This window comes from Synechococcus sp. SynAce01, from assembly GCF_001885215.1.
Classification (GTDB): domain Bacteria; phylum Cyanobacteriota; class Cyanobacteriia; order PCC-6307; family Cyanobiaceae; genus Regnicoccus; species Regnicoccus frigidus.
The window spans coordinates 1,566,096-1,586,895 of record NZ_CP018091.1 but is presented as its reverse complement, the minus strand read 5'-3'; the positions used below and the strand labels follow the sequence as shown (position 1 = coordinate 1,586,895).

Below are 20,800 nucleotides of genomic sequence, written 5' to 3'. Positions count from 1 at the left end.
GACAGCTTAGGGATGGGGGTCAGACCATCTGGGCGACCTTGGACGGCCCATAGAGGGGGGAACGGTCACACAAGGCCTTGACCCGCTCGCGGCAACGCAGCTCGACGACGGCATCGGCGGGCTTCTGCAGGCGATCAGCAATCACCTCGGCCACCTCCTCGAAGGCTTCGGTATCGAAACCTCGTGTCGTCAGGGCGGCGCTACCAATGCGCAGGCCACTGGTCACGAACGGGGATTCAGGGTCAAAGGGAACGGTGTTTTTATTGGCGGTGATGTTCACATCGCTCATCAGCAGATCAGCCACCTTGCCGGTCAGGCCGACCGAACGCAGATCGATCAGAACCAGGTGGTTATCGGTGCCACCGGAGACGACCCGCAGGCCGCGCTCGATCAGCCGCTCAGCCAGGGCCTGGGCGTTGGCCACCACCTGCTGGCTGTAGGCCCGGAAGCCTGGCTGGAGCGCCTCTCCGAAGGCCACCGCCTTGGCGGCCACCACATGCTCCAGCGGCCCCCCTTGGCTGCCGGGAAACACCGCTTTGTCGAACTGGCGGCCGAAGTCGGCGTCGTTGGTGAGGATCAAGCCGCCGCGGGGCCCACGCAGGGTCTTGTGGGTGGTGGTCGTGACCACATGGCAATGGGGAATGGGGCTGGGGTGCACCCCAGCGGCGACCAGGCCGGCGATGTGGGCCATGTCCGCCAGAAGGTAGGCGCCGACCTCGTCGGCGATGGCGCGGAAGGCCGCGAAATCAATCGTGCGCGGGTAGGCCGAGTAGCCACAGATGATCAGCTTGGGGCGGTGCTCCAGGGCCAGCTGACGGATCACGGCAAAATCCAAATGCTCGGTGTCGGGCGAAACGCCGTAGTGGACCGCCTTGAACCACTTGCCTGACACATTCACCGGCGAGCCATGGGTGAGATGGCCCCCGTGCGAAAGATCCATCCCCAGGATCGTGTCACCGGGCTGGAGCAGGGCCAGAAAAACGGCGAAATTGGCCTGGGCGCCGCTGTGGGGCTGCACGTTGGCCCAGGCGGCCCCGAACAGCTGGCGGGCCCGGGCGATCGCCAGCTCCTCGATCGCGTCAACGTGCTCACAGCCGCCGTAGTAGCGCTTGTGGGGCAAGCCTTCGGCGTACTTGTTGGTGAGCACCGATCCCTGGGCCTCCATCACCGCCCGCGAGGTGAAGTTCTCGCTGGCGATCAATTCGAGATGGTGCTGCTGCCGCTCGCCCTCCTTGGCGATCAGGGCCGCGATGGCGGGATCGCCGGCCGCGAGGGACTGGTTCAGGGCGGCACCGGTGAAATCCGTCATCGCTGCAAGTCAAGGCGCTAGTGGCTCATCGTAAGAAACGACGAACGCAAGCAACGACGAACAACCGTGGCCGTGGACGAACAAACCGTGGCTGATCAATAAAAAACCGCCCCTGGGGACGGTTGAAAGCGCGCCTGGAGAGATTCGAACTCCCGACCCTCTGATCCGTAGTCAGATGCTCTAATCCGCTGAGCTACAAGCGCTTGAACCGACATTCTCACCGCACGGGGGTGCCATCCGTCAACTGCCCTGACGTTTCGACAGAAGGAGAGAATGGATCCAGCGTCTGGGGGCCTTGCTCCTTTCCTCCATGCCAATCCGCTGGTACGGGCCCGCCGACCCCGCCGATCCCACCTATCGCCACTTCGAGCGGGTCGTCAACCTCTGCGTCCATGGCGGGGTGTTCGCCGCCTTCAACAGCGGCCTCTGGTTCCTGCAGGGGCTGCGCCATCCCTTCCAGCACCTGGGCTGGCTGACGCTGGCCTGGGCCGCTGCTCTGCTGATGCATCTCCTCATCGTGTTGCGACTACATGCGAAGTCGGCACCAGTGGCTCCATCCTGAGGAAAGGATCGCAACTGCAACCTTGAGTTTGACGACAAGCCAATTCCAAGAGCTCTCGCTGGCTCTGGCCGACCGCCTCTACATCCAGATCGCTGGCTGGCACCTCTACCTGGGGGACGCCGGACTGGCCGATCCGCTGGCGATCGAGTGCGCCGCCCGGATCGATCAGGGCGCTGGGATCTGCGCACGCCAGGCCCTCGAAGCCCTTCAGGTGCCGATCGGCGGAGGGCCCGGCCGCTTGCCGTTGGCCCGGTTGATTCCGGCGGGCCAACTGCGGGATCTCGAAGACATCCTCGAATCCTTCTGCTCCTAAGCGGTTGTGCAGGGGGACCAACAGGCGCACCAACTGGCGCATAGTGTTGCCCCTCCCGCAGGCGCTGGATGCTGGTCATCGAGGTCACCAATGCCCGTGAGGTGGTGAGCCAGCGCATGGGCAAGCTGGGCGGGCGGCTGATCGGCAAGGTGGTCGATGCCGAAGCCCAGGTCGAGAAGGCCCTGATCCAGGAATTGGAGACAGCTTTTCGGGAATTCGGCATCGAGGCGAAGATCTATTCCCTTGATGGTCCGGTGATGCTGGGCCGCAACCACCTGGAGATCCCTGTTCACGTGCGCGAAGAACGGCAGGTGCGGCTCAAGAACGACGGCTGAGCCGTTGCCGGATCTGTTGGCTGAGCTGCTGGGCTTCCGGCACCCCGGCGGCGGTGGCCAGCAGGCCATACAGTCCCAGGCCGAGGCCGGCGCTGAGGCCACCCTGCAGCAGCAGGCCAGGCAGCCCGGCCGGCCAGCGCACACCGTTCGACAAGATCCAGGCGGCCAGACCGGCCACAAGCGCCGCTCCCATCAGCAGGGCCGTGTCGCTGGCCCAGCGGCGCAGGGGGAGCTCGCCGAGACGCTTGCGCAGGGCCAGCAGCAGGGCGACGCAGGTGATCAGGTTGACGGCCACGGTGGCCAACACCAGACCGGGAGCTCCAAAATTCAGGGCGCTCAGCTGCAGCCCCCAGGGCGTCGGGCCGCCGACGAGAACCCAGTCGAAGATCACGTTGAAACCGATCCCGGCCATCGAAAAGCGAAACGGCGTCACGCCATCACCCAGGGCATAGAACACCCGCACCAGCACATCGCGCCCCAGATAGGCCGGCATCCCCAGTCCGTAGGCCATCAGCAGACCACCGACCAGGGCGGCGGCCTGGCTGTCGAAGGCCCCCCGCTCGTAGACGAGGGCGACGATCGGGCCGGCCAGGCCCACCATCAAGGCGCCGAGCGGCAACATGCTGGCGTTGGAAAGCATCAGGCCCTGGCGGATGCGGCCCACCAGGGCCGGCCGGTCGGCGGGAGCCGTGAGCCGGGCGAACACCGGCAGCAGGGGCACCAGCAGCACGTTCGAGAGCAGGCCCAGCGGGGTCTGCACCAGCAGATTGGCGTAGCCGAGGCCGGCGGCGGCTCCAACGATGCCGGAGGCGAAGAACAGATCGGTGAACACATTGATCTGCAGCATTCCCGAGGAGAGTGTGGCCGGGCCCATCACCTGCAGCACCTCACGAACGCCGGGATGGTGCCAGTCCCAGACGAGCCGGAAGCGATGCAGGCCCTGCTTGGCGAGCGCCGGCAGCTGGATCAACCACTGCAGCAAGGCTCCGAGCGTGGTGGTGCCGGCCAGGACGACCCCGCCGAGCAGCGCCGTGGCGGGCAGGCTGATGGCGGCGCCCTGTTGCCACCAGAGCAGGCCGATTCCAGCGATCATCGCCAGGCTGGAGACCAGCGGGCTGACGGAGGGCAGCCAGAAGACATCGGCCGCGTTGAGGGCGCCGAAGCCAAGACCGATCAACCCCGCGAACAGGGCCATCGGTGCCATCCAGCGCAACTGCAGAACGGCAATGGCATGGCGATCAGCCCCGAGCCCCGGCCCCACCAGGGTGATTAACGGATCGGCCGCGGCCACCAGCAGGATCGTGACTCCGAGCAATCCGACCCCCACCAGGGTGTTGATCGCAGCTAGCACGTGGGCCCCTTCCTGGCGGGGACGGCGCGCCAGCACGCTCACCATGGCGCTGTGGAACGGACCGTTGATCCCCCCCAGCAGGATCAACAGAAACCCCGGCAGCACGTAGGCGTAGTTGTAGGCGTCGTAGGCGGCCCCGACCCCGAAGGCGGCGGCGATCACCTGCTGTCGCACCAGGCCGGCCACCTTGCTCAAGGCGGTGGCCATGGCCACGATCAGGGCGATCCGCCTCAGGGTTTTCGCCATCCAGTCGCTGCCGAAGCCGCATCGCCGGCTGATTCTCCCCTCTGGCGGTGCAGCATGGTCTGCCGGCCTCGCAGCATGCCCACCCAGATCCTCTGGCCCCAGAACCTGGTCGAAGGGGTGTTGCTGAAGCGATACAAGCGTTTTCTGGCCGATGTGGAGCTGGCAGGCGGGCAGGTGGTGACCTGCCACTGCCCCAACACCGGGCCGATGACCGGGGTGCTCAAGCCCGGAGGCCTGGTGCGGCTGCGGCACGACCCGCGGCCGGAACGCAAACTCGACTGGACCTGGGAGCAGGCCCAGGTGGTGGGCGCCGATGGTGAGACCGGCTGGGTGGGGGTGAATACGGCCCTGCCGAATCGACTGGTGCGGGCCACGATCGAGGCAGGCTGCCTCGAGCCCTGGCTGGGCCCGATCGAGTCGATCAGGGCCGAGGTCCCCTATGGCGCCAACCGTCGCAGTCGCATCGACCTGCTGCTGAGCCCGCCGGCGGCGGCGGCTGATCCCCGGCCGATCTATCTGGAAGTGAAGAACACCACCTGGAGCCAGGGGGATCTGGCCCTCTTCCCCGACACCGTCACCGAGCGGGGCCAGAAGCATCTGATTGAACTGGCCGCCCTGATCCCCACCGCGCGGGCCGTGCTGGTGCCATGCCTGAGCCGCTGGGATGTGAGCCGATTCGCTCCCGGGGATTCCGCCGATCCCCGCTACGGGGAGCTGTTCCGCGAGGCCCTGACCCAAGGGGTGGAGGTGCTGCCTTGCCGCTACCGCTTCGAAGCCACGGCCGTGACCTGGCTGGGGGTGGCGCCGGTGCTGCCGAGAGGTCCCAAGATCGCAACCTGAACGAAGATTTCAGGACTTCTGTAGCGGATGCGACCTGAGAAAGGGGCACTTGCGAGCACTTTTAGCCACGATGGAACGCTTTTTTCAGCGTTGCAATGTCCACATGACGTCCTCTGCGATCAATCGCTCCATGACCGTTGCTCTCCATGCTCCTCGCCGGCCCAAGCCACGGCGGCTGAAGGACACCAGCCTGCTCGATGCTCCATCCCTGCTGTTTGGCCGCATCAAGGGTCTGAAAGATCAGGGCACCCTGACCTGGCTGGCCTGTATTCCCCTCGCCCTCTTCGGGCTTGGAGTTTTCAATCTTTCGGCCCATGCCGCTGAATTGCCAGAGCTGACACCAGCCTTCCTGATCAACAACCTGTTCATCTTCGTCGCAGCGATCCTCGTCATTTTCATGAATGCGGGCTTCGCCATGGTCGAAGCCGGGATGTGCCGGCAGAAGAATGCCGTCAACATCCTGCTCAAGAATCTGATTGTTTTTGCACTTGCCGCAACGGCCTACTGGTTCGTTGGCTACTCGATCATGTACGGCAACGCCGTGATCGGCGGCTGGCTGTTCTTCAAGGGCATCTTCTTTGATCCTGCGGTAACCCCGGAGATGGTCACGGACGGCTCCCTGGTTCCAACCGTTGACTTCTTCTTCCAGGTGGCCTTCGCCGCCACCGCCGCCACGATCGTTTCTGGCCTTGTTGCCGAGCGCATCAAGTTCAGCGCCTTTGTGGTGTTCTCGTTGGTTCTGGTCGGTCTGCTCTATCCCATCGCCGGATCGTGGCAGTGGAATGGTGGCTGGCTGAGTGAGATGGGCTTCATTGACTTTGCCGGCTCCTCGATTGTTCACTCCTTTGGTGCCTGGGCCGGCTTGGTCGGCGCGATCATTCTCGGCCCCCGCATCGGCAAGTTCGTCAATGGCAAAACCCAGGCCCTGCCTGGACACAGCATGGCCATTGCCACGCTGGGTTGCCTGATCCTCTGGATCGGCTGGTACGGCTTCAACCCGGGTTCGGTGTTGGCGATGGATCAGACCGTCCCCTACGTGGCCGTCACCACCACCCTCGGTGCAGCCGGTGGTGCCATCTCCGGAACCCTGGTGTCCCAGATTCGCGGCGGCAAACCTGACCTGACGATGACCATCAACGGCATCCTTGCCGGTCTGGTGAGCGTCACGGCCGGTTGCGATGGTTTCTCCATGGCCGGTGCCTGGATCGCCGGCTTCATCGGTGGTGGCCTGGTGGTCTTCTCCGTGGCGATGCTCGATTCGCTGAGTATCGATGATCCCGTGGGTGCCTTCTCCGTTCACGGCACCTGTGGCATGTGGGGAACCCTGGCTGTTGGCCTGTTCAACAAGGACAAAGGCCTGCTCTACGGCCATGGCTTTGGCCAGTTTGGCTATCAGATCGTTGGAGTTCTGGCCTACGGCATCTTCGCCGTTGTCACCTCCTGGATCCTCTGGTCGGTGCTTTCGGCGGTCTCCGGAGGTATCCGGGTGAGCGAATCGGAAGAAACCGAGGGCCTCGACATCAGCGAGCACGGCATGGAGGCTTATCCCGATTTCGTCTCCTCTGTGGGCTGATCGGATCCACCCCTGTTTGGCTTCTTGCACCCACGGCTTCGGCCGTGGGTTTTTTTTGCGCCAACCGCTGGGCTTGGCCCATAGAGTCAGCGGACATTGAGACGGCGTTGCCATGGACACCCGCGCCTTCAAACGCTCGCTGCACCATTCCGAGCGCTACAACCGCCGCGGCTTCGGTCGGGCTGAAGAGGTGTCCGGAAACCTGGAGGAGGCCTATCAGAGCGAACTGATCGCCACCATCCGTGAAAACGGCTACGAACTGCGCCATGGCCGGCTCACGATTCGACTGGCCGAAGCCTTCGGCTTTTGCTGGGGTGTGGAGCGGGCCGTGGCCATGGCCTACGAAACCCGACGTCACTTCCCCACCGAACGGATCTGGATCACCAACGAGATCATCCACAACCCCTCGGTGAACGACCATCTGCGCGAGATGAACGTGATGTTCATCCAGGTCGAAGATGGGGTCAAGGATTTTTCAGAGGTGGGCGTCGGTGATGTGGTGATCCTGCCGGCCTTCGGCGCCACGGTGCAGGAGATGCAACTCCTCAACGAGCGGGGCTGTCACATCGTCGACACCACCTGTCCCTGGGTGTCGAAGGTGTGGAACACGGTGGAGAAGCACAAGAAACATGCCTTCACCTCGATCATCCACGGCAAGGTGAAGCACGAGGAAACCCTGGCCACCAGTTCCTTCGCCGGAACCTATCTGGTGGTTCTCGGCCTGACCGAAGCCCAGATGGTCTGCGACTACATCCTCGGCAAGGGCAATCGCCAAGCGTTCATCGAGCATTTTGCCAAAGCCTGCTCGCCCGGTTTCGACCCCGACCGAGACCTCTCCAGGGTTGGCGTGGCCAATCAGACCACCATGCTCAAGAGCGAAACGGAGGAAATCGGCCGGATGTTCGAGCGCACCATGCTGCAACGCCATGGCCCGGTCGCACTGAACGAGCACTTCCTCGCCTTCAATACGATCTGCGACGCCACCCAGGAACGTCAGGACGCCATGTTCTCCCTGGTGGACGAACCGCTTGATCTGATGGTGGTGATCGGCGGTTACAACTCCTCGAACACCACCCACCTCCAGGAGATTGCGATCAGCCGGGGCATCCGCTCCTTTCACATCGATACGCCGGAGCGGATCGGTCCTGGCAACCAGATTGAGCACATGCCCCTGGGCGGCGATCTTGAATCGGTCACCCCATTCCTGCCCGCCGGCCCGCTGCGGGTGGGCATCACCTCTGGGGCCTCCACCCCCGACCGGGTGGTTGAAGACGTCATCCGCCATCTGATGGACCTGTGCGACAACTGATCGCTGTCACAGCGGCGCCAACTCGGCTGGCTTTTGACACCTAGATTGGGATTGCCCTCATTGATCTGCTCTCCTGGCCGGGCAAGGGGGGAAATCGGAGTCTTTTGTCCATCGCCCATCCCCGCATTCCATCCGCCACCGTGGCCAGTGCCCGGCTACGAGACGGGTCCGATCCGCGCGTGCGCTGCTACAGCAGCCAGTTCGCCGACCTGATGGAAATGCGCTCGGAGGCACCGCTGGTTGCCAACTACCTCGACCACCACGACGGCTGGTTCCGCCGCTGCGCCGCCCCGATGAAGGTGCTGTCGATCGGCCAGAACGGCTATGCCCTGACCCTGGGTCGTTTCGGGAATTTCGGCTTTGAGGTCGAACCCACGATCGCCCTGGAGTTGCTGCCCCAGAGCGAAGGGATTTACCGCATCGTCACCGTCCCGTTGGCCGATGGCGATCCCTCACTCCAGGAGATCTACGACGTGGATTTCAAGGCCACGTTGCAGCTTGAGCGGCTGGAGCTTGAGCACGGGCCTGGCACCCAGGTGTGCTGGGAACTCGACCTGAGTGTCTGGATTCGCCTGCCTGCCGTGATCGGTCTGCTCCCAGATGGCCTGGTGCAGTCAAGTGGAGACCATTTGCTTCGCCAGATCGTGCGTCAGGTCTCCCGCAAACTCACCTGGAAGGTTCAGGAAGATTTTCACGCCAACCACAACCTCAGCTGCCCGCCAAGGCGCCGGGCTCACTTCTGAACGCGGAGCCGGCCATCGCGGACAGCCTGTTGTGGCTTGTGGCCACCAGGCAGGGCTTGATCCTGCTGAGTCTTGATCCGGCTGATGAATGTCAGCGATTGACCCAGATCTTGTTGACGATCTGAACCCCGCTGACGGCCTGCCAGAGGAACAGGCTCATCACCGTCATATTCAGGCCCACGTGGACCTTACGGGCGATCAGATTGCCGCGCTGCATCCAGGGGGAGAGGGAGGCGGCCACGGCGATCAGGCCCACCATCGAGAGGCCTGCCAGCAGGTGGGGGCCAACGAACAGCTTGCCGTTGTTCAAGTAAGTGACGGCCATGCCACCAAAACTGCCCAGCACCATCACCGCCAGCACCAGACTGCCGATCACGTAGTGGCGCTGGGCGTACTTGCCTTTGATCAGTTCCTTGCGTTGTTCAAGCTCGGCCGTGCGGGTTTTCTTCGCCTTGATGCCCAGGAAAAGGGCATAGCCCGAGAGGGCCAGCAACGACCACATCAACAAGGGATGGAGGAAGTTGAGGTTGAAGGCGATGGCGTCTGGCATGGAGAGGTGGGGCGTTGCTAGCGAAGTTACAACTGGCACGCACCCCTGCGCCGCTTAATGCAGGAAATGGCGGCGGCCTGTGACGATCATGGCCAGATCGTGGTCGTCACAGGCCGCGATCGATTCGCCGTCGCGCTTGCTTCCTCCCGGCTGAATCAGCGCGGTGATCCCATGGCTGGCCGCCAGCTGCGCGGTATCAGCGAAGGGGAAGAAGCCATCACTGGAGAGCACGGCGCCCCTTGCCTGCTCACCGGCCGCTTCCAGGGCCAGCCGGGCGGAGCCCACCCGGTTCATCTGGCCGGCACCGATCCCCAGGCTGATCCCGCCCCGAGCCACGGCGATCGCATTGGAGCGCACATGGCGCACCAGGCGCCAGGCAAAGCGCAGGTCGTCGCGTTCGGCGCTGCTCGGCGCCCGGCGGCTGACCACCTGCCAGCTGTCCTCGGAGGCGGATTGGTCGTCGAGCTCCTGCTCCAGCACCCCACCGAGCACGCTGCGCAGCTGGCGGCGGGAGGCCCGCTGAATCAGGGTGGCGCTCAGTTCCAGCAGCCGCAGATTGGCCTTGCTCGCCAGCAGCGCCAGGGCTTCGGCGCTGTAAGACGGGGCCACCACGCATTCGAGAAACAGGCCGCTGAGCAGGCGGGCGGCCTCCAGCTCCACCGGACTGTTGACGGCCACGATGCCGCCGAAGGCCGAGACCCTGTCGGCATCGAGGGCCCGGCTGAGGGCCTCGATGCCGTCAGCGCCGATCGCCACACCGCAGGGGTTGGTGTGCTTCACCACCACCGCCGCCGGCTGGCCTCCCTGAGGCAACGGCACGCCGTAGCCGAACTCACGCACGGTGGCCAGGGCAGCGTCGAGGTCGAGCAAGTTGTTGGTGCTGAGCTCCTTGCCCTGCAGCTGGCGGGCGGCGCCCCAGCCAGCGTCCGGGGCGCTGTACCAGACGGCGCTCTGGTGGGGATTTTCGCCGTAGCGCAGGGTTTGCCGGGCCGGCAACTGGAGCTGCAGGGGCGGAGCGGCCGCGCTGGCCAGCTGGGATTCGAGCCAGCCACTGATGGCCGCGTCATAGGCGGCGGTGTGCCGGAAGGCCTCGAGGGCCAGCTGGCGGCGGAACGCCTGATCAAGCCGCCCCTCCGCCAGGGCGGCGAGAAACGGTCCGTACTGCTCGGGGCGGGTGAGAACGGCCACATCGACATGGTTCTTGGCCGCGGCCCGCAGCATCGCCGGGCCGCCGATGTCGATGGTTTCGATCGCCTGCTCCCAGTCCACGGCCGGATCGGCCACCGTGGCCACAAACGGATAGAGGTTCACGACCACCAGGTCGATCAAGGGAATGGCCTGGGCCTGCAGGTCGGCCTGATGACCCGGGTCATCGCGTCTGGCCAGGATGCCGCCATGGATGCGGGGGTGCAGGGTTTTGACGCGCCCACCGAGGATCTCAGCGGATCCGGTGTGATCGGCCACCCGCGTCACCGGCAGGCCAGCCGCCGCCAGCACCGAAGCGGTGCCACCGCTGGAGAGGAGCTGGTAGCCGTGGCTGCGGTGGAGCGCTTCAGCCAGGGCCACGACCCCTTCCTTATCCGACACACTCAGGAGGGCCGTGGGTGGCATGGCGATCGCCGAACTGAATCGCCACAACCTACCCAGAGCTCCCATTTGCTTCCCTCCCCATGACCCAGGACCAGCTGCAGCAAGGCCCCGCCGACGCCAAACAGCGCCTTGTGCTCCTGCATGGCTGGGGCGCGGACGCCGACGACCTGCTCGATCTCGGCGAAGAACTGGGAGGGCCTGCCGTGGCCCTTGTGGCTTTACGAGCTCCGGAGCCCCATCCCCACGGGGTGGGCAGGCAGTGGTACGACCTGCAGCAACCGGAATGGCCAGGGCTGCCGCCCGCCCGTATGGATCTGCGCCAGCGGCTGCTGGTGCTCGCGGAGTCGATTCCGCTGGAGGCCACCGTGGTGCTGGGCTTTTCCCAGGGGGCGGCCATGGCCCTCGATGTGGCTAGCGGCCTGCCGCTGGCCGGCCTGATCGCCTGCAGCGGCTATCCCCACCCCGGCTGGGCCCCACAAGCACCGCTGGCCCGGGTGTTACTCACCCATGGCGAACAAGACCCGGTGGTGCCGGTGGCAGCGAGTGAAGAGGTGCTGCGCCAGTTGCGTGCAGCGGGCGGCAGCGCCGAGCTGCTGCGCTTCAGCGGTGGACACACGATCGACGTCGGCCTGTTTCCGATGCTGCGGACGTTCCTGAAGGAACAATTGCCGTGAGCGAAGGAGTGGCCTTGAACAAGCAAGCCAGGCTTAGATCGGCCACCCCAATCACCCCGGAGCCGGGATGAACCGGCAAGAGGATGATTGGGCCTGCTTCGGCATCAGGCCTTCGGCGTCAAACGAAGGCGTATTCGTACTCTTCCATTTCTTCCCAGTCGTCGGAGCCGGTGGGCTCAAGGCCGGCAAAGAGCGCGTCTTCACCGATCTGATCCACGATCAGCCGCAGGGAAGGGAACAGAAAGTGATTCTCCTCAGCGTATTGGGCGCTGAACAGGCCCTTTTCACCCCAGAAAAAACGATCCGTGGTGTGCTCGTTGCGGCGCACATTCAGCAAGGCCGGGGGCTGCAGGCCGGATTCGGCGATGAACCGACGGGCGGCCGTGACCGGCTTGTGTTCACCAGTTTCAAGGTTATGGGTGGGAATGTGGGCTAGCACGCGCTGACCGGCAAGACGACGGCGGCTGATCCGCTTGCGCTTCTTTGACATGAAACCACTCCCAAAGGGGAGGAGGATGAGGATGGGTAGGAAAATGGCGGGCCAGGGGCGAGCCAAAGCGGCGGCACACTCAAAAGGAGCATGCTTGCCAACTCCCAAACAACTTTCTGCCGGGTGGAGGAGATAACAGAGGATCACCCGGATAAGGGACTCTCTGCAACCAGGCCAACAGTGACGCGATGGCCTGAAAACAGGCCATCAAACAACAGAGGGACGTGTCTGCCTCTGCTGTAACCTCAGCTGCAAGGGGATGCAACGAAGGCCGCCTCTGCTTCGCTTGGTGATCCGGCTCCCGGAGTGCGAAGTATTGGTCGATACTCAAATATTACGCCTTTTTTACTGGATCCCAACATCCGAGCGCAAATTTCACGGTTTCAGCGTCAAGCCCAGTCACCGATGGAGATCTCCGCCCGCTTCCTGACCTTGCTCGGCCATCAGCTGGCCCAGTTCTCCGACCGTCCCGACCTTCGCTCTCTGGTGGTTTACCTCGCCTTGCCAGGGGGCGATGGCAAACCCGGCCTGATTCCCGTCGGCCACTGGCCCCGCGACGATCGGATTCTGCCGGCCGTTGACGAGGACCGCAGCCTGCAACTGCCCAGCGCCGAGCGGCGTTGGCTGCCCTTGCGTCAGGACCGACTGCTGCTGGGAGCCCTGCGGGTGGAAACAGCCCAACTTCCCTGGCCACCGAGCCTGAGCGTCCGTCTCCAGGCGGTGGCGCACTGCCTGACCGAAGCCCGCTGCTTTGACCTCGACAATCAGCGCCTGCAGGGTCAGCTGGAGGGCCAGGACCGGGATCTGCGGTTGCTCGTGCACCAGCTCCGCAATCCGCTGGCTGCCTTGCGCACCTTCGGCCAACTGTTGAAACGGCGACTGGAACGTGATCCCGAGAACCGTTCCCTCGTCGACGGCCTGCTGGAGGAAGAACGCCAGCTGAATCGTTACGTCGACGCCATCGACAGCCTGGGGAGCCGCCTGGAGCTGGACTCGGTGAGCGCCGAGCCCCACCCCCTGCTGCTGCCCCCCTCGCTGAGCTCCGGGCAAGCGCAGCCTCTGCAGGAGCGCCTGGACCCCTTGCTGCAGCGGGCCGCGGCCACCGCGTCCTTGCAGGACCGCGACTGGTTCGGGCCCGGGTGGCGTCCCGACTGGAGCGGCGACAGCGGAGCCGTGGCTGAAATCCTGGCGAATCTGCTTGAAAATGCCTTCCGCTACAGCCCGAAAGGCAGCGCCGTTGGACTCCACTGCAGCCAGCCAGTCAGCCAGAACGACAGCCAGCCAGGCCAGCTCCGTCTCACGGTCTGGGATGGGGGGCCGGCGATCAGCCTCAACGAGCGAGAGGCGATCTTTGAACGGGGGGTCCGCGGCGCCACGTCGGAGGGGCTCTCGGGAACGGGGGTGGGCCTGGCCTTGGCCAGGCAGCTGGCCCGCAGCTTGGGTGGTGAGCTGCAGCTGATCCAGCCCCCCCAGGCCGTTGCTGCGGACCTGCCCGGCGAAGGGAATGCCTTCTGCCTCAGCCTGCCCTCAGATCAGCCAGCCCGCTGAGATCACCAGGGCCATCAGCAGCAGGGCCAGGCTGTCGGTCCACTCAACGCAGGCCCCATAGCTGTCGCCGCTGTGGCCGCCCAGTCGCCGGCCCAGCCAGAGCGGCACCAGCAGCGCCGGCAGCAGCCCCAGCCAGCCCTGCCAGAACCAGCCTGCCCCCAGCGGCCCTGCCCCCTGGAGCGCCAGTGCGGCCAGCAGCAGTAACGAGGGACGCAACTCCCGGCCGATGCCGAGCCAGTGGCGGCGATGAAAGCCAGCGGTGCCGTCCTGGCGCAGATAGGGGAAGGCCCCAATCGCCAGCAGCGGCGCCATCCGTCCCCAGACCGCTGACCAGATCAACACCTGCGCCACCACTGCCGCAGAGGCGGCCGCCGCCAGGCTCAGCAGGGCGGCGGCCCGCAGCAGTAGCAGCAGCGTGAAGGCCAGCACACCACTGGCCCCCACCCGGCTGTCGTCCATCGCCTCAAGCGAGCGCTCACCGGCAGCCAGACCATCGGCGGTGTCCATCACCCCATCGACATGAAGGCCGCCGCTGAGCCAGAAGCCCAGGGCCAGCACCAGGGCCACGCGGGCCTCCGCAGGCAGCCAGAGGGCGGTGCCCCCCCAGAGCAGGGCCTGCAAGCCACCCAGCACCAGCCCGATCCAGGGCGCAAAACGGGCGATGCGCTCGAAGCGCGGCTGGAGCCTGGGCCAGGGCGGCAGCACGCTGTAGAAGACCCAGGCTCCAGCAAGATCCCGCAGCCATCCAGGGGCGCGTGCACGGCCGGAAGAGGGAGGCGTCACGGGCGGAGCGGGAATCACCGGCGGGGCAGGCGTGAGGGGCACCCCTTAAGTTCAACCCACCGTTGAGCGAACCCAGCCTTGTCACCCCCTGGGGCAGGGGCCAGTCGATCGACTCCGGCCATTCCTTTTCATTACGAGCGCACCGCCTCCTGCCGTCACACCCAGGCACGCTGCGGCAGGTTTCACACCCCCCACGGCGTGATCACGACGCCACGCTTCATGCCGGTGGGCACCGCGGCCACCGTCAAGGGGGTCAGCGCCGATCAATTAGCCACCACCGGCGCCCAGATGGTGCTGGCCAACACCTATCACCTGCACCTCCAGCCCGGCGAAGCGGTGGTGGCGGAAGCCGGCGGACTGCACCGTTTCATGGGCTGGCCCGGGCCCCTGCTCACCGACTCGGGCGGGTATCAGGTGTTCAGCCTGGGGGCGCTCAATCGCATCGACGACCACGGCGTTGTCTTCCGCTCCCCCCGCGACGGCGCTCGGATCACGCTGACGCCGGAGCGCTCCATGGAGATTCAGATGGCCCTGGGGGCCGATGTGGTGATGGCCTTTGACCAGTGCCCTCCCTATGGGGCCAGCGAAGCCGAAGTGGCCGTGGCCTGCCGGCGCACCCAGGACTGGCTGGAGCGCTGTGCGGTCGTCCACAACCGTGCCGACCAGGCCCTGTTCGGCATCGTCCAGGGCGGTCTCTATCCCCAGTTGCGGGACCAATCCGCCAGGGCCGTGGCGGCCATGGACCTGCCGGGCATCGCGATCGGCGGGGTCAGCGTCGGTGAACCGGTGGAGGAGATGCACAGAATCGTTCGCCAGGTCACCCCGTTGCTGCCGGAGCACAAACCTCGCTACCTGATGGGCATCGGCAGCCTGCGCGAAATGGCGATCGCCGTGGCCCAGGGGATCGACCTGTTCGACTGCGTCCTGCCGACCCGACTGGGACGCCACGGCACCGCCTTAGTCGGGGGCGAACGCTGGAACCTGCGCAATGCCCGCTTTCGCCACGACCACACCCCCCTTGATGCCAGCTGCCCCTGCCTGGCCTGCAGGAGCCACAGCCGCGCCTACCTCAGCCACCTGATTCGCAGCGATGAAATGCTGGGACGCACCCTGCTGAGCCTGCACAACCTCACCCACCTGATCCGCTTCACCACGGCGATGGGCCGCGCCATTGCCGACGGTTGTTTTGCAGAGGATTTCGCTCCCTGGGAGCCGGGCTCTGCGGCGGCCCACACGTGGTAGCGTCCGATTTGATCTTGTTCTAAGCACCAGGAATGGCAGTATTCACTGGCATGGCTGTGTTGACGCTGGCCCAGCTTCCTGAGGCGTACCAGGCCTTCGGCCCGCTGGTCGACATCCTGCCGATCATTCCACTTTTCTTCCTGCTGTTGGCCTTCGTCTGGCAAGCCTCCGTCGGCTTCCGCTGAATCGCGAATCAACGGCAGGCTCCAGGCATCACCAGAGCTCAACGCAGCAGGGCTCAGCCACCGCGGAGCACCGCCCAGGCAAACGCGGGCAGGGACAACATCCGCCGCCAGCGGTGGGGTTCCTGATAGAGCCGGTACAACCATTCGATCTGCAGAGCTCCCATCCAGGCGGGGGCTCTTTTTTTTGTCCCTGCCCAGACATCGAAACTGCCGCCCACCCCCATCCACAGGCCAGGCTGGCCCCGATGCAGGCGTTGGATCCAGGTTTCCTGGCGTGGCACACCGAGGGCTGCCAGCACCAGATCGGGCCTGGCAGCCAGCAGGCCCTGCTCAATGGCTGGCCACTCCTGCGCTTGGTGGTAGCCATCGCTGCTGAACACCAGATCCAGGCCCGGCCAGCGCGCGTGCAGCCGCTCCACCAGGGCCGCCATCACCACCGGGCTGGCCCCGACAAGGGCGACGCGCCAGTGCGCAGCAGCGGCATGGCCGAGCAAACGTTGGGCCAGCTCGATGCCGGGGCTGCGGCGCACCCGATCGCCCTGCCGGCCTAACGCCCAGACCACGCCAGCCCCATCGGGGATCACCAGCTCGGCCGCCTCGATCACGGCGCGGAGCTGGGGGGTCTCCAACGCCGCCATTGTCATCTCGGCGTTGAGCGTGACGATCTGACCGCCGCCCCTGGCTTGCAGGGCGAGGGCAGCCTCGAACACATCGGGGCAGACATGCACTGGAACGCCCAGCACCCGGCTTCTAGGTGCCGGAGCCTGAACCGATTCCGTCGCCATCGCTGCTGAGGGCCGCGTTTACGGCAGGGGAGAATCTACGGAGACTACCGGCGACATCCGCGCCGGCACCCATCGATCCAGGAGTTCAGCGGCAGGATGGCAGACCCAGGCAGCGGCAACGATCAAGGGCCCAGGGTTCTGGCCGATGCCGAAGCCCAGGCGATGCTTCAGCTCCTCGATGGCCAGATCGAGCGGGCCGTGCTGGTGCGTCAACACCCGATCAGCGGCCTGCTGCCGGCCAGCACCGCCAACACCGTCCATGGCAACTACGGCGATGCCTGGGTCCGCGACTGCGTGTACTCCATTCAATGCGTCTGGGGGCTGGCGCTGGCGCACCGCCGCCTCAACGGAGCCAGCCAGCGGGTGTTTGAGCTGGAGCAGCGGGTCTTGATGCTGATGCGCGGCCTGCTGGTGGCGATGCTGCGCCAGGCCGACAAGGTGGAGCGCTTCAAAAACAGCCTCAACCGCGGCGATGCGATCCACGCCAAATTCGACACGTCCCGCGGTGAGCCGGTGGTGGCCGATGACGGCTGGGGGCATCTGCAGCTCGATGCCACGGCGCTCTATCTGCTCCAGCTCGCCCAGCTCACCAAGGGCGGCCTGGTCGTGGTTCAGAGCCACCACGAACGGGATTTTCTGCAGAACCTGGTGTATTACGTGGCCCGGGCCTACCGGGTGGCCGATTACGGCATCTGGGAGCGGGGTGACAAGGGCAACCATGGCGAGCCGGAGCGCAACGCCAGCTCGATCGGCCTGGTCAAGGCGGCCCTGGAGGCCCTCGATGGGCTCGACCTCTATGGCCCCCACGGCGACGGCAGCTGCTGTCTGCACATCCCCCAGCCGCCGGTGATGCGCCTGCGCCGCGCCCTCCAGGCCCTGCTGCCGCGGGAGTCGGCGAGCAAGGAGGTGGACAGTGCCTGCCTATCGGTGATCGGCTACCCCGCCTGGGCCGTGGAAGATCCCCTGCTGGTCGAACGCACCAGGGACAAGATCCGGCGGGAGCTCGGCGGCCGGTACGGCTACAAACGCTTTCGTCGCGATGGCCACCAGACGGTGGTGGAAGACCACCATCGCCTCCACTACGAGCGCGAAGAACTGGCCCAGTTCGAAGCAATCGAGTGCGAATGGCCGCTGTTCTTCGCCTATGAGCTGGTCACAGCCTGCTGCGAAGCGCGCTGGGAGGAAGCCTGGGGCTGGCGGCGGCGGCTGGAGGCGGTGAGCCTGGAAGTGGACGGCCTGCCGCTCCTTCCCGAGCTCTACCTGGTGCCGCAGGAGGCGATCGAGGCGGAACGGCTCCAGCCCGGCAGCCAGGCGCGGATCGCCAATGCCAACGTTCCCCTGCTCTGGACCCAGAGCCTCACCTGGCTGGGTGATCTGCTGCTCAATGGGCTGATCAAACCCGAAGACATCGATCCCATTGGCCGTCGCCACCCGAGCCAGCCGGGCGCCGAGCAGGTGCTTGTCGCCCTGGCACCCGCCAATGCCTCGATCGCCGCAGCACTGGAAGCGGCGGGCCTGCCGGTGAGCGGCGCAGACAGCGTGACGGAGGATGACTGGGCTGGTGGGGCCAGGCCGGTGCGGCTGGCGGGCTCCCGGGATCTGGCCGCCCGCATGGCCGAGGTGGGCGCCAACGCAAAGCTCGGCCTCAGCGGCCATCCGCCTGTGCGCATGGAGACCATGGCCACCGCCCGGGTCTACCGAGACAGCGCCGGCCTGATCGCCTTCCTGCCGGCGGTGCTGGAGGAAGGCACCTTCTACCTCGTCGATGACCCCGAACAGCTCGGTGACACCGTGATCGGTGAACTGCGCCTGCTCCAGCGCCACTGGCGCGGATCCGGCCAGCCGCTGCTGGTCATCCCGGTGGCGGCCGGGCCGTTCCAGCGCGATCCAGACGCCATCCTTCGCCTCGGCCACGCCCTGGCCAGCGGCTGCCTCGAGGGGGTGCCGGTGCGGCTGGATCGGCTCGAAGCGCTCAGCGCCTGGGCCTGCTGGGTGGACCTACCGGCCCAGGCGATCGGCAGCTCCGCAGCCTCGATCGCCGCCACCCCGATGCTGCCGAGCAGCAGCCACCACCCGCTCACCATCGAGCAGGAGCAGGAGCTCGAAGAGATCCCGATCGCCGACCTGGCGGAGCGGCTCTGGGGAAGCACCTCCTTGAGCGAGCAGGCGGAGCTGCTCGAACAGCTGGTGCGACGCCTCGGTCAGAACGCGATCCTGCAGGGACCATCGCAGGGAGGACCGGTGCGGTTGCAGGCCCTGGTGGAGGAGATCTACCGCCGCAGCCTGGGCGAATCCGACTGGTCGGTGGTGCGCCGCTGCGCCGGCCTGATCGACCTGGTCCACCCCCAGCTCGAAGATGCCATGACCGACCTGCTGGTGCGCCAGAAACAATTGGTGGTGGGCCGCAACTACACCCACGACTCGCTGATCACCCAGCCCCAGGGCAGCGCGACGATCGCCGCCATGATCCGCCGCTTCAGCGGCGAAGACGGGCGCGAATGGATGCTGCAACAGGAGCTGCTGCTGGCCTTGGACGGCCTGGCTCGGCTGGAACCTGCCCTGCTCAGCGGCAGCCTCACCCTGCAGCTGGGTCAGTTGCTACTGCTGCTCACCGGTGAATTGGCCGCCGAGCAGGACCTCAGCCCCGGCGACGCCTTCGAAGCGCTGTGCAGCCTGCCCCCGCACGCGATCCGTCGCCGCCTCCGGGCCGTGCTGGCCGATGTGGACCATGCCCGCGATGCCCTGCGGCGCAAGGAACAGCTCCACCTCAGCGGCCGGGTCCGCTGGGACGTACCGGTGGCACTCGAAACCCTGCCAAGCGGGGAAACCCGCTGGCTGCAGCACCGCCAGCGGCTCGGGGCCCTGCAACGGGTCCCCCGCGATTTCTATGCCGGTGTCTGGGATCTGCTCCACCACTGCCGCGGCCTGGTGATCGGCGACAAACTGGAACGCCGTAATCGGCTAGAGAGCGCCCCTCTGATCTCCGAGAAAACCCCCGGTGAGCGCAACTTCGCCGCCCTGGTGGAGCATCTGCTCAGCAAGATCGAAGCTCCCGAATATCGGCGGCTCTGCTGCGAGACCCTGCTTTCCCTGGTGGCCTTCGTGGGGGCCAATCCTGAGGTTCGCTTCGATGACAACCTGGCCCTTGACGTGGTGATCGGCCACGCCGTCCGCGTCGGTTGGCAGCAGGACCACGGCGACAGCAGCGCCGAAGCCTACGGACTGCACAAAGCGGAGGCCTGGGACAGCTTCTACCGCGCCTCACCGGCCAGCTGCCGCCGCTGGCAGATCCTGGCCCTGCGTGATCTCACCAAGGGAATCGAATCAGGCCCCGTTCAGATCGGGGCGTCAAGCGTCATGCAGAGCGAGGGCTGATCGACGGCCTGCTCGATCAAGTTGGCCAGCAACAGGGCCCTGGAGGCCTGCTGGCCATTCACCGCCGGAATCTCGCAGCCGCGCACGCATTGCAGGAAGTGCTCCAGCTCGGCATAGAGGGGTTCGATCGAGGTGGTGCTCACCTCTTCGATGAAGCCGTCGTTGCGGTAGAGGAGATCGCCGTGGTCGGCAGACACCGTTTCGTGGGTGCGGCGATGAATATGGAGGCTGCGGTTGAGGAAATCGGTTTCCACCAGGCTGGCCCGGCAGTGGGCGCTGAGGCTGCGGATCTTGCGGTGAGCCATCTTGCTGGCCGTCAGGCTGGCCACCACACCGTTGTCGAAACCTAGAGAGGCATTGACGTAGTCGATCGGGCCCTCGGCGCTGCGACCACCGACCGCCGCCAGCCGCACCACCGAAGCCTGGGCGAGCTCGAGCACCAGATCGATGTCATGGATCATCAGATCCAGCACCACCGACACATCGTTGGCGCGATCGGCATGGGGGCTGTGCCGGCGTGCTTCGAGCACCACCACCTCCTCATCGGCCACCACCTTGAGCAACTCCCGGAAGGCGGGATTGAAGCGCTCGATGTGGCCCACCTGCAGCTGGCGCTGGGCGACCTCGGCAGCCTGGATCAGCTCGGTGGCCTCCTCCTGGTTGGCGGCGATCGGCTTTTCGATCATCACGTGCACGCCGGCCCGCAGGCAGGCCATGCCGACCCGATGGTGCAACAGGGTCGGAACAGCGATGCACACCGCCTCGACATGGGGCAGAAGGGCTTCGAAGTCGGAAAACCAGCGGCAGCCGAACTGCTCGACCGCCAGTTGCCCGCGACGCTCGTTGAGGTCGGCAACACCGACCAGTTCGCCATCGCGCAACAGGCTCAGGACGCGGGCGTGGTGCCAGCCCATGTTGCCGATGCCGATGACGCCCACCTTGACCGGTTCGATCGGAACGGTGGTCATCGCATCCCCAGCACTCGCGTCAACGCGAC

At 65.8% G+C, this 20,800-nt stretch carries 20 protein-coding genes and 1 tRNA gene; 12 read left to right on the top strand and 9 right to left on the bottom strand.

From position 1 onward, the window contains the following. Positions 1–19: 19 nt before the first annotated feature. Together glyA and BM449_RS08235 are read right to left on the bottom strand one after the other, a co-directional pair. Positions 20–1,309 carry a serine hydroxymethyltransferase gene (gene glyA / locus BM449_RS08240; RefSeq protein WP_071800822.1) on the bottom strand — a complete coding sequence of 430 codons (1,290 nt, stop codon included), beginning with the start codon at positions 1,307–1,309 and terminating at the stop codon, positions 20–22. Between the two features lie 129 nt (positions 1,310–1,438). Further along, positions 1,439–1,512, bottom strand: a tRNA-Arg gene (locus tag BM449_RS08235). A gap of 107 nt (positions 1,513–1,619) precedes the next feature. Here BM449_RS08235 and BM449_RS08230 point away from each other — a divergent pair. From BM449_RS08230 to BM449_RS08220, 3 genes are all read left to right on the top strand, one after another. Further along, the gene (locus tag BM449_RS08230) at positions 1,620–1,871 is read left to right on the top strand and encodes a hypothetical protein (protein WP_071800821.1); all 252 of its coding nucleotides are present in this window, start codon (positions 1,620–1,622) and stop codon (positions 1,869–1,871) included. Positions 1,872–1,893: 22 nt separating this feature from the next. Beyond that, positions 1,894–2,184, top strand: coding sequence for a DUF3181 family protein (locus tag BM449_RS08225; RefSeq protein ID WP_071800820.1), 291 nt, complete (start codon positions 1,894–1,896; stop codon positions 2,182–2,184). 68 nt (positions 2,185–2,252) lie between these two features. Beyond that, on the top strand, positions 2,253–2,519 hold the full coding sequence (locus BM449_RS08220; protein ID WP_071800819.1) for a cytochrome-c oxidase: 267 nt from the start codon (positions 2,253–2,255) through the stop codon (positions 2,517–2,519). Here the strand turns inward: BM449_RS08220 and murJ are convergent. Next, positions 2,503–4,116 carry a murein biosynthesis integral membrane protein MurJ gene (gene murJ, locus BM449_RS08215; RefSeq protein WP_071800818.1) on the bottom strand — a complete coding sequence of 538 codons (1,614 nt, stop codon included), beginning with the start codon at positions 4,114–4,116 and terminating at the stop codon, positions 2,503–2,505. The two genes, BM449_RS08220 and murJ, sit on opposite strands and share 17 nt — an antisense overlap. 75 nt (positions 4,117–4,191) lie before the next feature. Here murJ and sfsA point away from each other — a divergent pair, with 75 nt between their 5' ends. From sfsA to BM449_RS08195, 4 genes are all read left to right on the top strand, one after another. Beyond that, positions 4,192–4,956, top strand: a complete 765-nt coding sequence (gene sfsA, locus BM449_RS08210) for a DNA/RNA nuclease SfsA (protein ID WP_071800817.1) — start codon at positions 4,192–4,194, stop codon at positions 4,954–4,956. 130 nt (positions 4,957–5,086) lie between these two features. Further along, entirely contained in the window at positions 5,087–6,529 is a 1,443-nt protein-coding gene (locus tag BM449_RS08205) for an ammonium transporter (protein ID WP_071800816.1), read from the top strand. A 112-nt stretch (positions 6,530–6,641) separates the two neighbouring features. Continuing rightward, entirely contained in the window at positions 6,642–7,838 is a 1,197-nt protein-coding gene (locus tag BM449_RS08200) for a 4-hydroxy-3-methylbut-2-enyl diphosphate reductase (RefSeq protein ID WP_071800815.1), read from the top strand. A gap of 110 nt (positions 7,839–7,948) precedes the next feature. Beyond that, entirely contained in the window at positions 7,949–8,581 is a 633-nt protein-coding gene (locus tag BM449_RS08195; protein WP_233831297.1) for a DUF1997 domain-containing protein, read from the top strand. Between the two features lie 91 nt (positions 8,582–8,672). On the opposite strand, the gene BM449_RS08190 is transcribed toward BM449_RS08195, so the two are convergent. After that, positions 8,673–9,131 (bottom strand): DUF4079 domain-containing protein, encoded by a 459-nt coding sequence (locus BM449_RS08190; RefSeq protein ID WP_071800814.1) that lies wholly within the window; start codon positions 9,129–9,131, stop codon positions 8,673–8,675. A gap of 54 nt (positions 9,132–9,185) precedes the next feature. Next, on the bottom strand, positions 9,186–10,742 hold the full coding sequence (gene purH, locus BM449_RS08185; RefSeq protein ID WP_071802103.1) for a bifunctional phosphoribosylaminoimidazolecarboxamide formyltransferase/IMP cyclohydrolase: 1,557 nt from the start codon (positions 10,740–10,742) through the stop codon (positions 9,186–9,188). Between the two features lie 59 nt (positions 10,743–10,801). Between purH and BM449_RS08180 the strand changes: the two genes are divergently transcribed. After that, on the top strand, positions 10,802–11,395 hold the full coding sequence (locus tag BM449_RS08180; protein ID WP_071800813.1) for a dienelactone hydrolase family protein: 594 nt from the start codon (positions 10,802–10,804) through the stop codon (positions 11,393–11,395). A gap of 118 nt (positions 11,396–11,513) precedes the next feature. Here BM449_RS08180 and BM449_RS08175 read toward each other — a convergent pair whose 3' ends face one another. After that, on the bottom strand, positions 11,514–11,885 hold the full coding sequence (locus BM449_RS08175; protein WP_071800812.1) for a DUF3155 domain-containing protein: 372 nt from the start codon (positions 11,883–11,885) through the stop codon (positions 11,514–11,516). Positions 11,886–12,290: 405 nt separating this feature from the next. Here BM449_RS08175 and BM449_RS08170 point away from each other — a divergent pair, with 405 nt between their 5' ends. Further along, positions 12,291–13,433 (top strand): HAMP domain-containing sensor histidine kinase, encoded by a 1,143-nt coding sequence (locus BM449_RS08170; protein WP_071800811.1) that lies wholly within the window; start codon positions 12,291–12,293, stop codon positions 13,431–13,433. On the opposite strand, the gene BM449_RS08165 is transcribed toward BM449_RS08170, so the two are convergent. Continuing rightward, on the bottom strand, positions 13,413–14,216 hold the full coding sequence (locus BM449_RS08165) for an adenosylcobinamide-GDP ribazoletransferase (RefSeq protein WP_071800810.1): 804 nt from the start codon (positions 14,214–14,216) through the stop codon (positions 13,413–13,415). The genes BM449_RS08170 and BM449_RS08165 overlap by 21 nt on opposite strands. A 120-nt stretch (positions 14,217–14,336) precedes the next feature. Between BM449_RS08165 and tgt the strand changes: the two genes are divergently transcribed. Further along, a complete protein-coding gene (gene tgt, locus BM449_RS08160) occupies positions 14,337–15,458 on the top strand; it encodes a tRNA guanosine(34) transglycosylase Tgt (RefSeq protein ID WP_071802102.1) in 1,122 nt (373 codons plus the stop codon). 32 nt (positions 15,459–15,490) lie between these two features. Beyond that, positions 15,491–15,643, top strand: coding sequence for a photosystem II reaction center protein K (locus BM449_RS08155; RefSeq protein ID WP_071800809.1), 153 nt, complete (start codon positions 15,491–15,493; stop codon positions 15,641–15,643). A 53-nt stretch (positions 15,644–15,696) separates the two neighbouring features. Here the strand turns inward: BM449_RS08155 and BM449_RS08150 are convergent, their stop codons facing one another. Beyond that, positions 15,697–16,428: a WecB/TagA/CpsF family glycosyltransferase gene (locus BM449_RS08150; protein WP_071800808.1), complete on the bottom strand. Its 732-nt coding sequence runs from the start codon at positions 16,426–16,428 to the stop codon at positions 15,697–15,699. Between the two features lie 96 nt (positions 16,429–16,524). Here BM449_RS08150 and BM449_RS08145 point away from each other — a divergent pair, with 96 nt between their 5' ends. Then, entirely contained in the window at positions 16,525–19,803 is a 3,279-nt protein-coding gene (locus BM449_RS08145; RefSeq protein ID WP_071800807.1) for a glycoside hydrolase family 15 protein, read from the top strand. On the opposite strand, the gene BM449_RS08140 is transcribed toward BM449_RS08145, so the two are convergent. Next, positions 19,764–20,771 (bottom strand): Gfo/Idh/MocA family oxidoreductase, encoded by a 1,008-nt coding sequence (locus tag BM449_RS08140; protein WP_071800806.1) that lies wholly within the window; start codon positions 20,769–20,771, stop codon positions 19,764–19,766. The genes BM449_RS08145 and BM449_RS08140 overlap by 40 nt on opposite strands. Positions 20,772–20,800: the final 29 nt, after the last annotated feature.

What these genes read in the sequence shown, in the direction of transcription:
- glyA (WP_071800822.1), bottom strand. Translation starts at nt 1,309, where the DNA reads ATGACGGATTTCACCGGTGCCGCCCTGAACCAGTCCCTCGCGGCCGGC.
- BM449_RS08230 (WP_071800821.1), top strand. Translation starts at nt 1,620, where the DNA reads ATGCCAATCCGCTGGTACGGGCCCGCCGACCCCGCCGATCCCACCTAT.
- BM449_RS08220 (WP_071800819.1), top strand. Translation starts at nt 2,253, where the DNA reads ATGCTGGTCATCGAGGTCACCAATGCCCGTGAGGTGGTGAGCCAGCGC.
- murJ (WP_071800818.1), bottom strand. Translation starts at nt 4,116, where the DNA reads ATGGCGAAAACCCTGAGGCGGATCGCCCTGATCGTGGCCATGGCCACC.
- sfsA (WP_071800817.1), top strand. Translation starts at nt 4,192, where the DNA reads ATGCCCACCCAGATCCTCTGGCCCCAGAACCTGGTCGAAGGGGTGTTG.
- BM449_RS08205 (WP_071800816.1), top strand. Translation starts at nt 5,087, where the DNA reads ATGACCGTTGCTCTCCATGCTCCTCGCCGGCCCAAGCCACGGCGGCTG.
- BM449_RS08200 (WP_071800815.1), top strand. Translation starts at nt 6,642, where the DNA reads ATGGACACCCGCGCCTTCAAACGCTCGCTGCACCATTCCGAGCGCTAC.
- BM449_RS08190 (WP_071800814.1), bottom strand. Translation starts at nt 9,131, where the DNA reads ATGCCAGACGCCATCGCCTTCAACCTCAACTTCCTCCATCCCTTGTTG.
- purH (WP_071802103.1), bottom strand. Translation starts at nt 10,742, where the DNA reads ATGCCACCCACGGCCCTCCTGAGTGTGTCGGATAAGGAAGGGGTCGTG.
- BM449_RS08180 (WP_071800813.1), top strand. Translation starts at nt 10,802, where the DNA reads ATGACCCAGGACCAGCTGCAGCAAGGCCCCGCCGACGCCAAACAGCGC.
- BM449_RS08175 (WP_071800812.1), bottom strand. Translation starts at nt 11,885, where the DNA reads ATGTCAAAGAAGCGCAAGCGGATCAGCCGCCGTCGTCTTGCCGGTCAG.
- BM449_RS08170 (WP_071800811.1), top strand. Translation starts at nt 12,291, where the DNA reads ATGGAGATCTCCGCCCGCTTCCTGACCTTGCTCGGCCATCAGCTGGCC.
- BM449_RS08155 (WP_071800809.1), top strand. Translation starts at nt 15,491, where the DNA reads ATGGCAGTATTCACTGGCATGGCTGTGTTGACGCTGGCCCAGCTTCCT.
- BM449_RS08150 (WP_071800808.1), bottom strand. Translation starts at nt 16,428, where the DNA reads ATGGCGACGGAATCGGTTCAGGCTCCGGCACCTAGAAGCCGGGTGCTG.
- BM449_RS08145 (WP_071800807.1), top strand. Translation starts at nt 16,525, where the DNA reads ATGGCAGACCCAGGCAGCGGCAACGATCAAGGGCCCAGGGTTCTGGCC.
- BM449_RS08140 (WP_071800806.1), bottom strand. Translation starts at nt 20,771, where the DNA reads ATGACCACCGTTCCGATCGAACCGGTCAAGGTGGGCGTCATCGGCATC.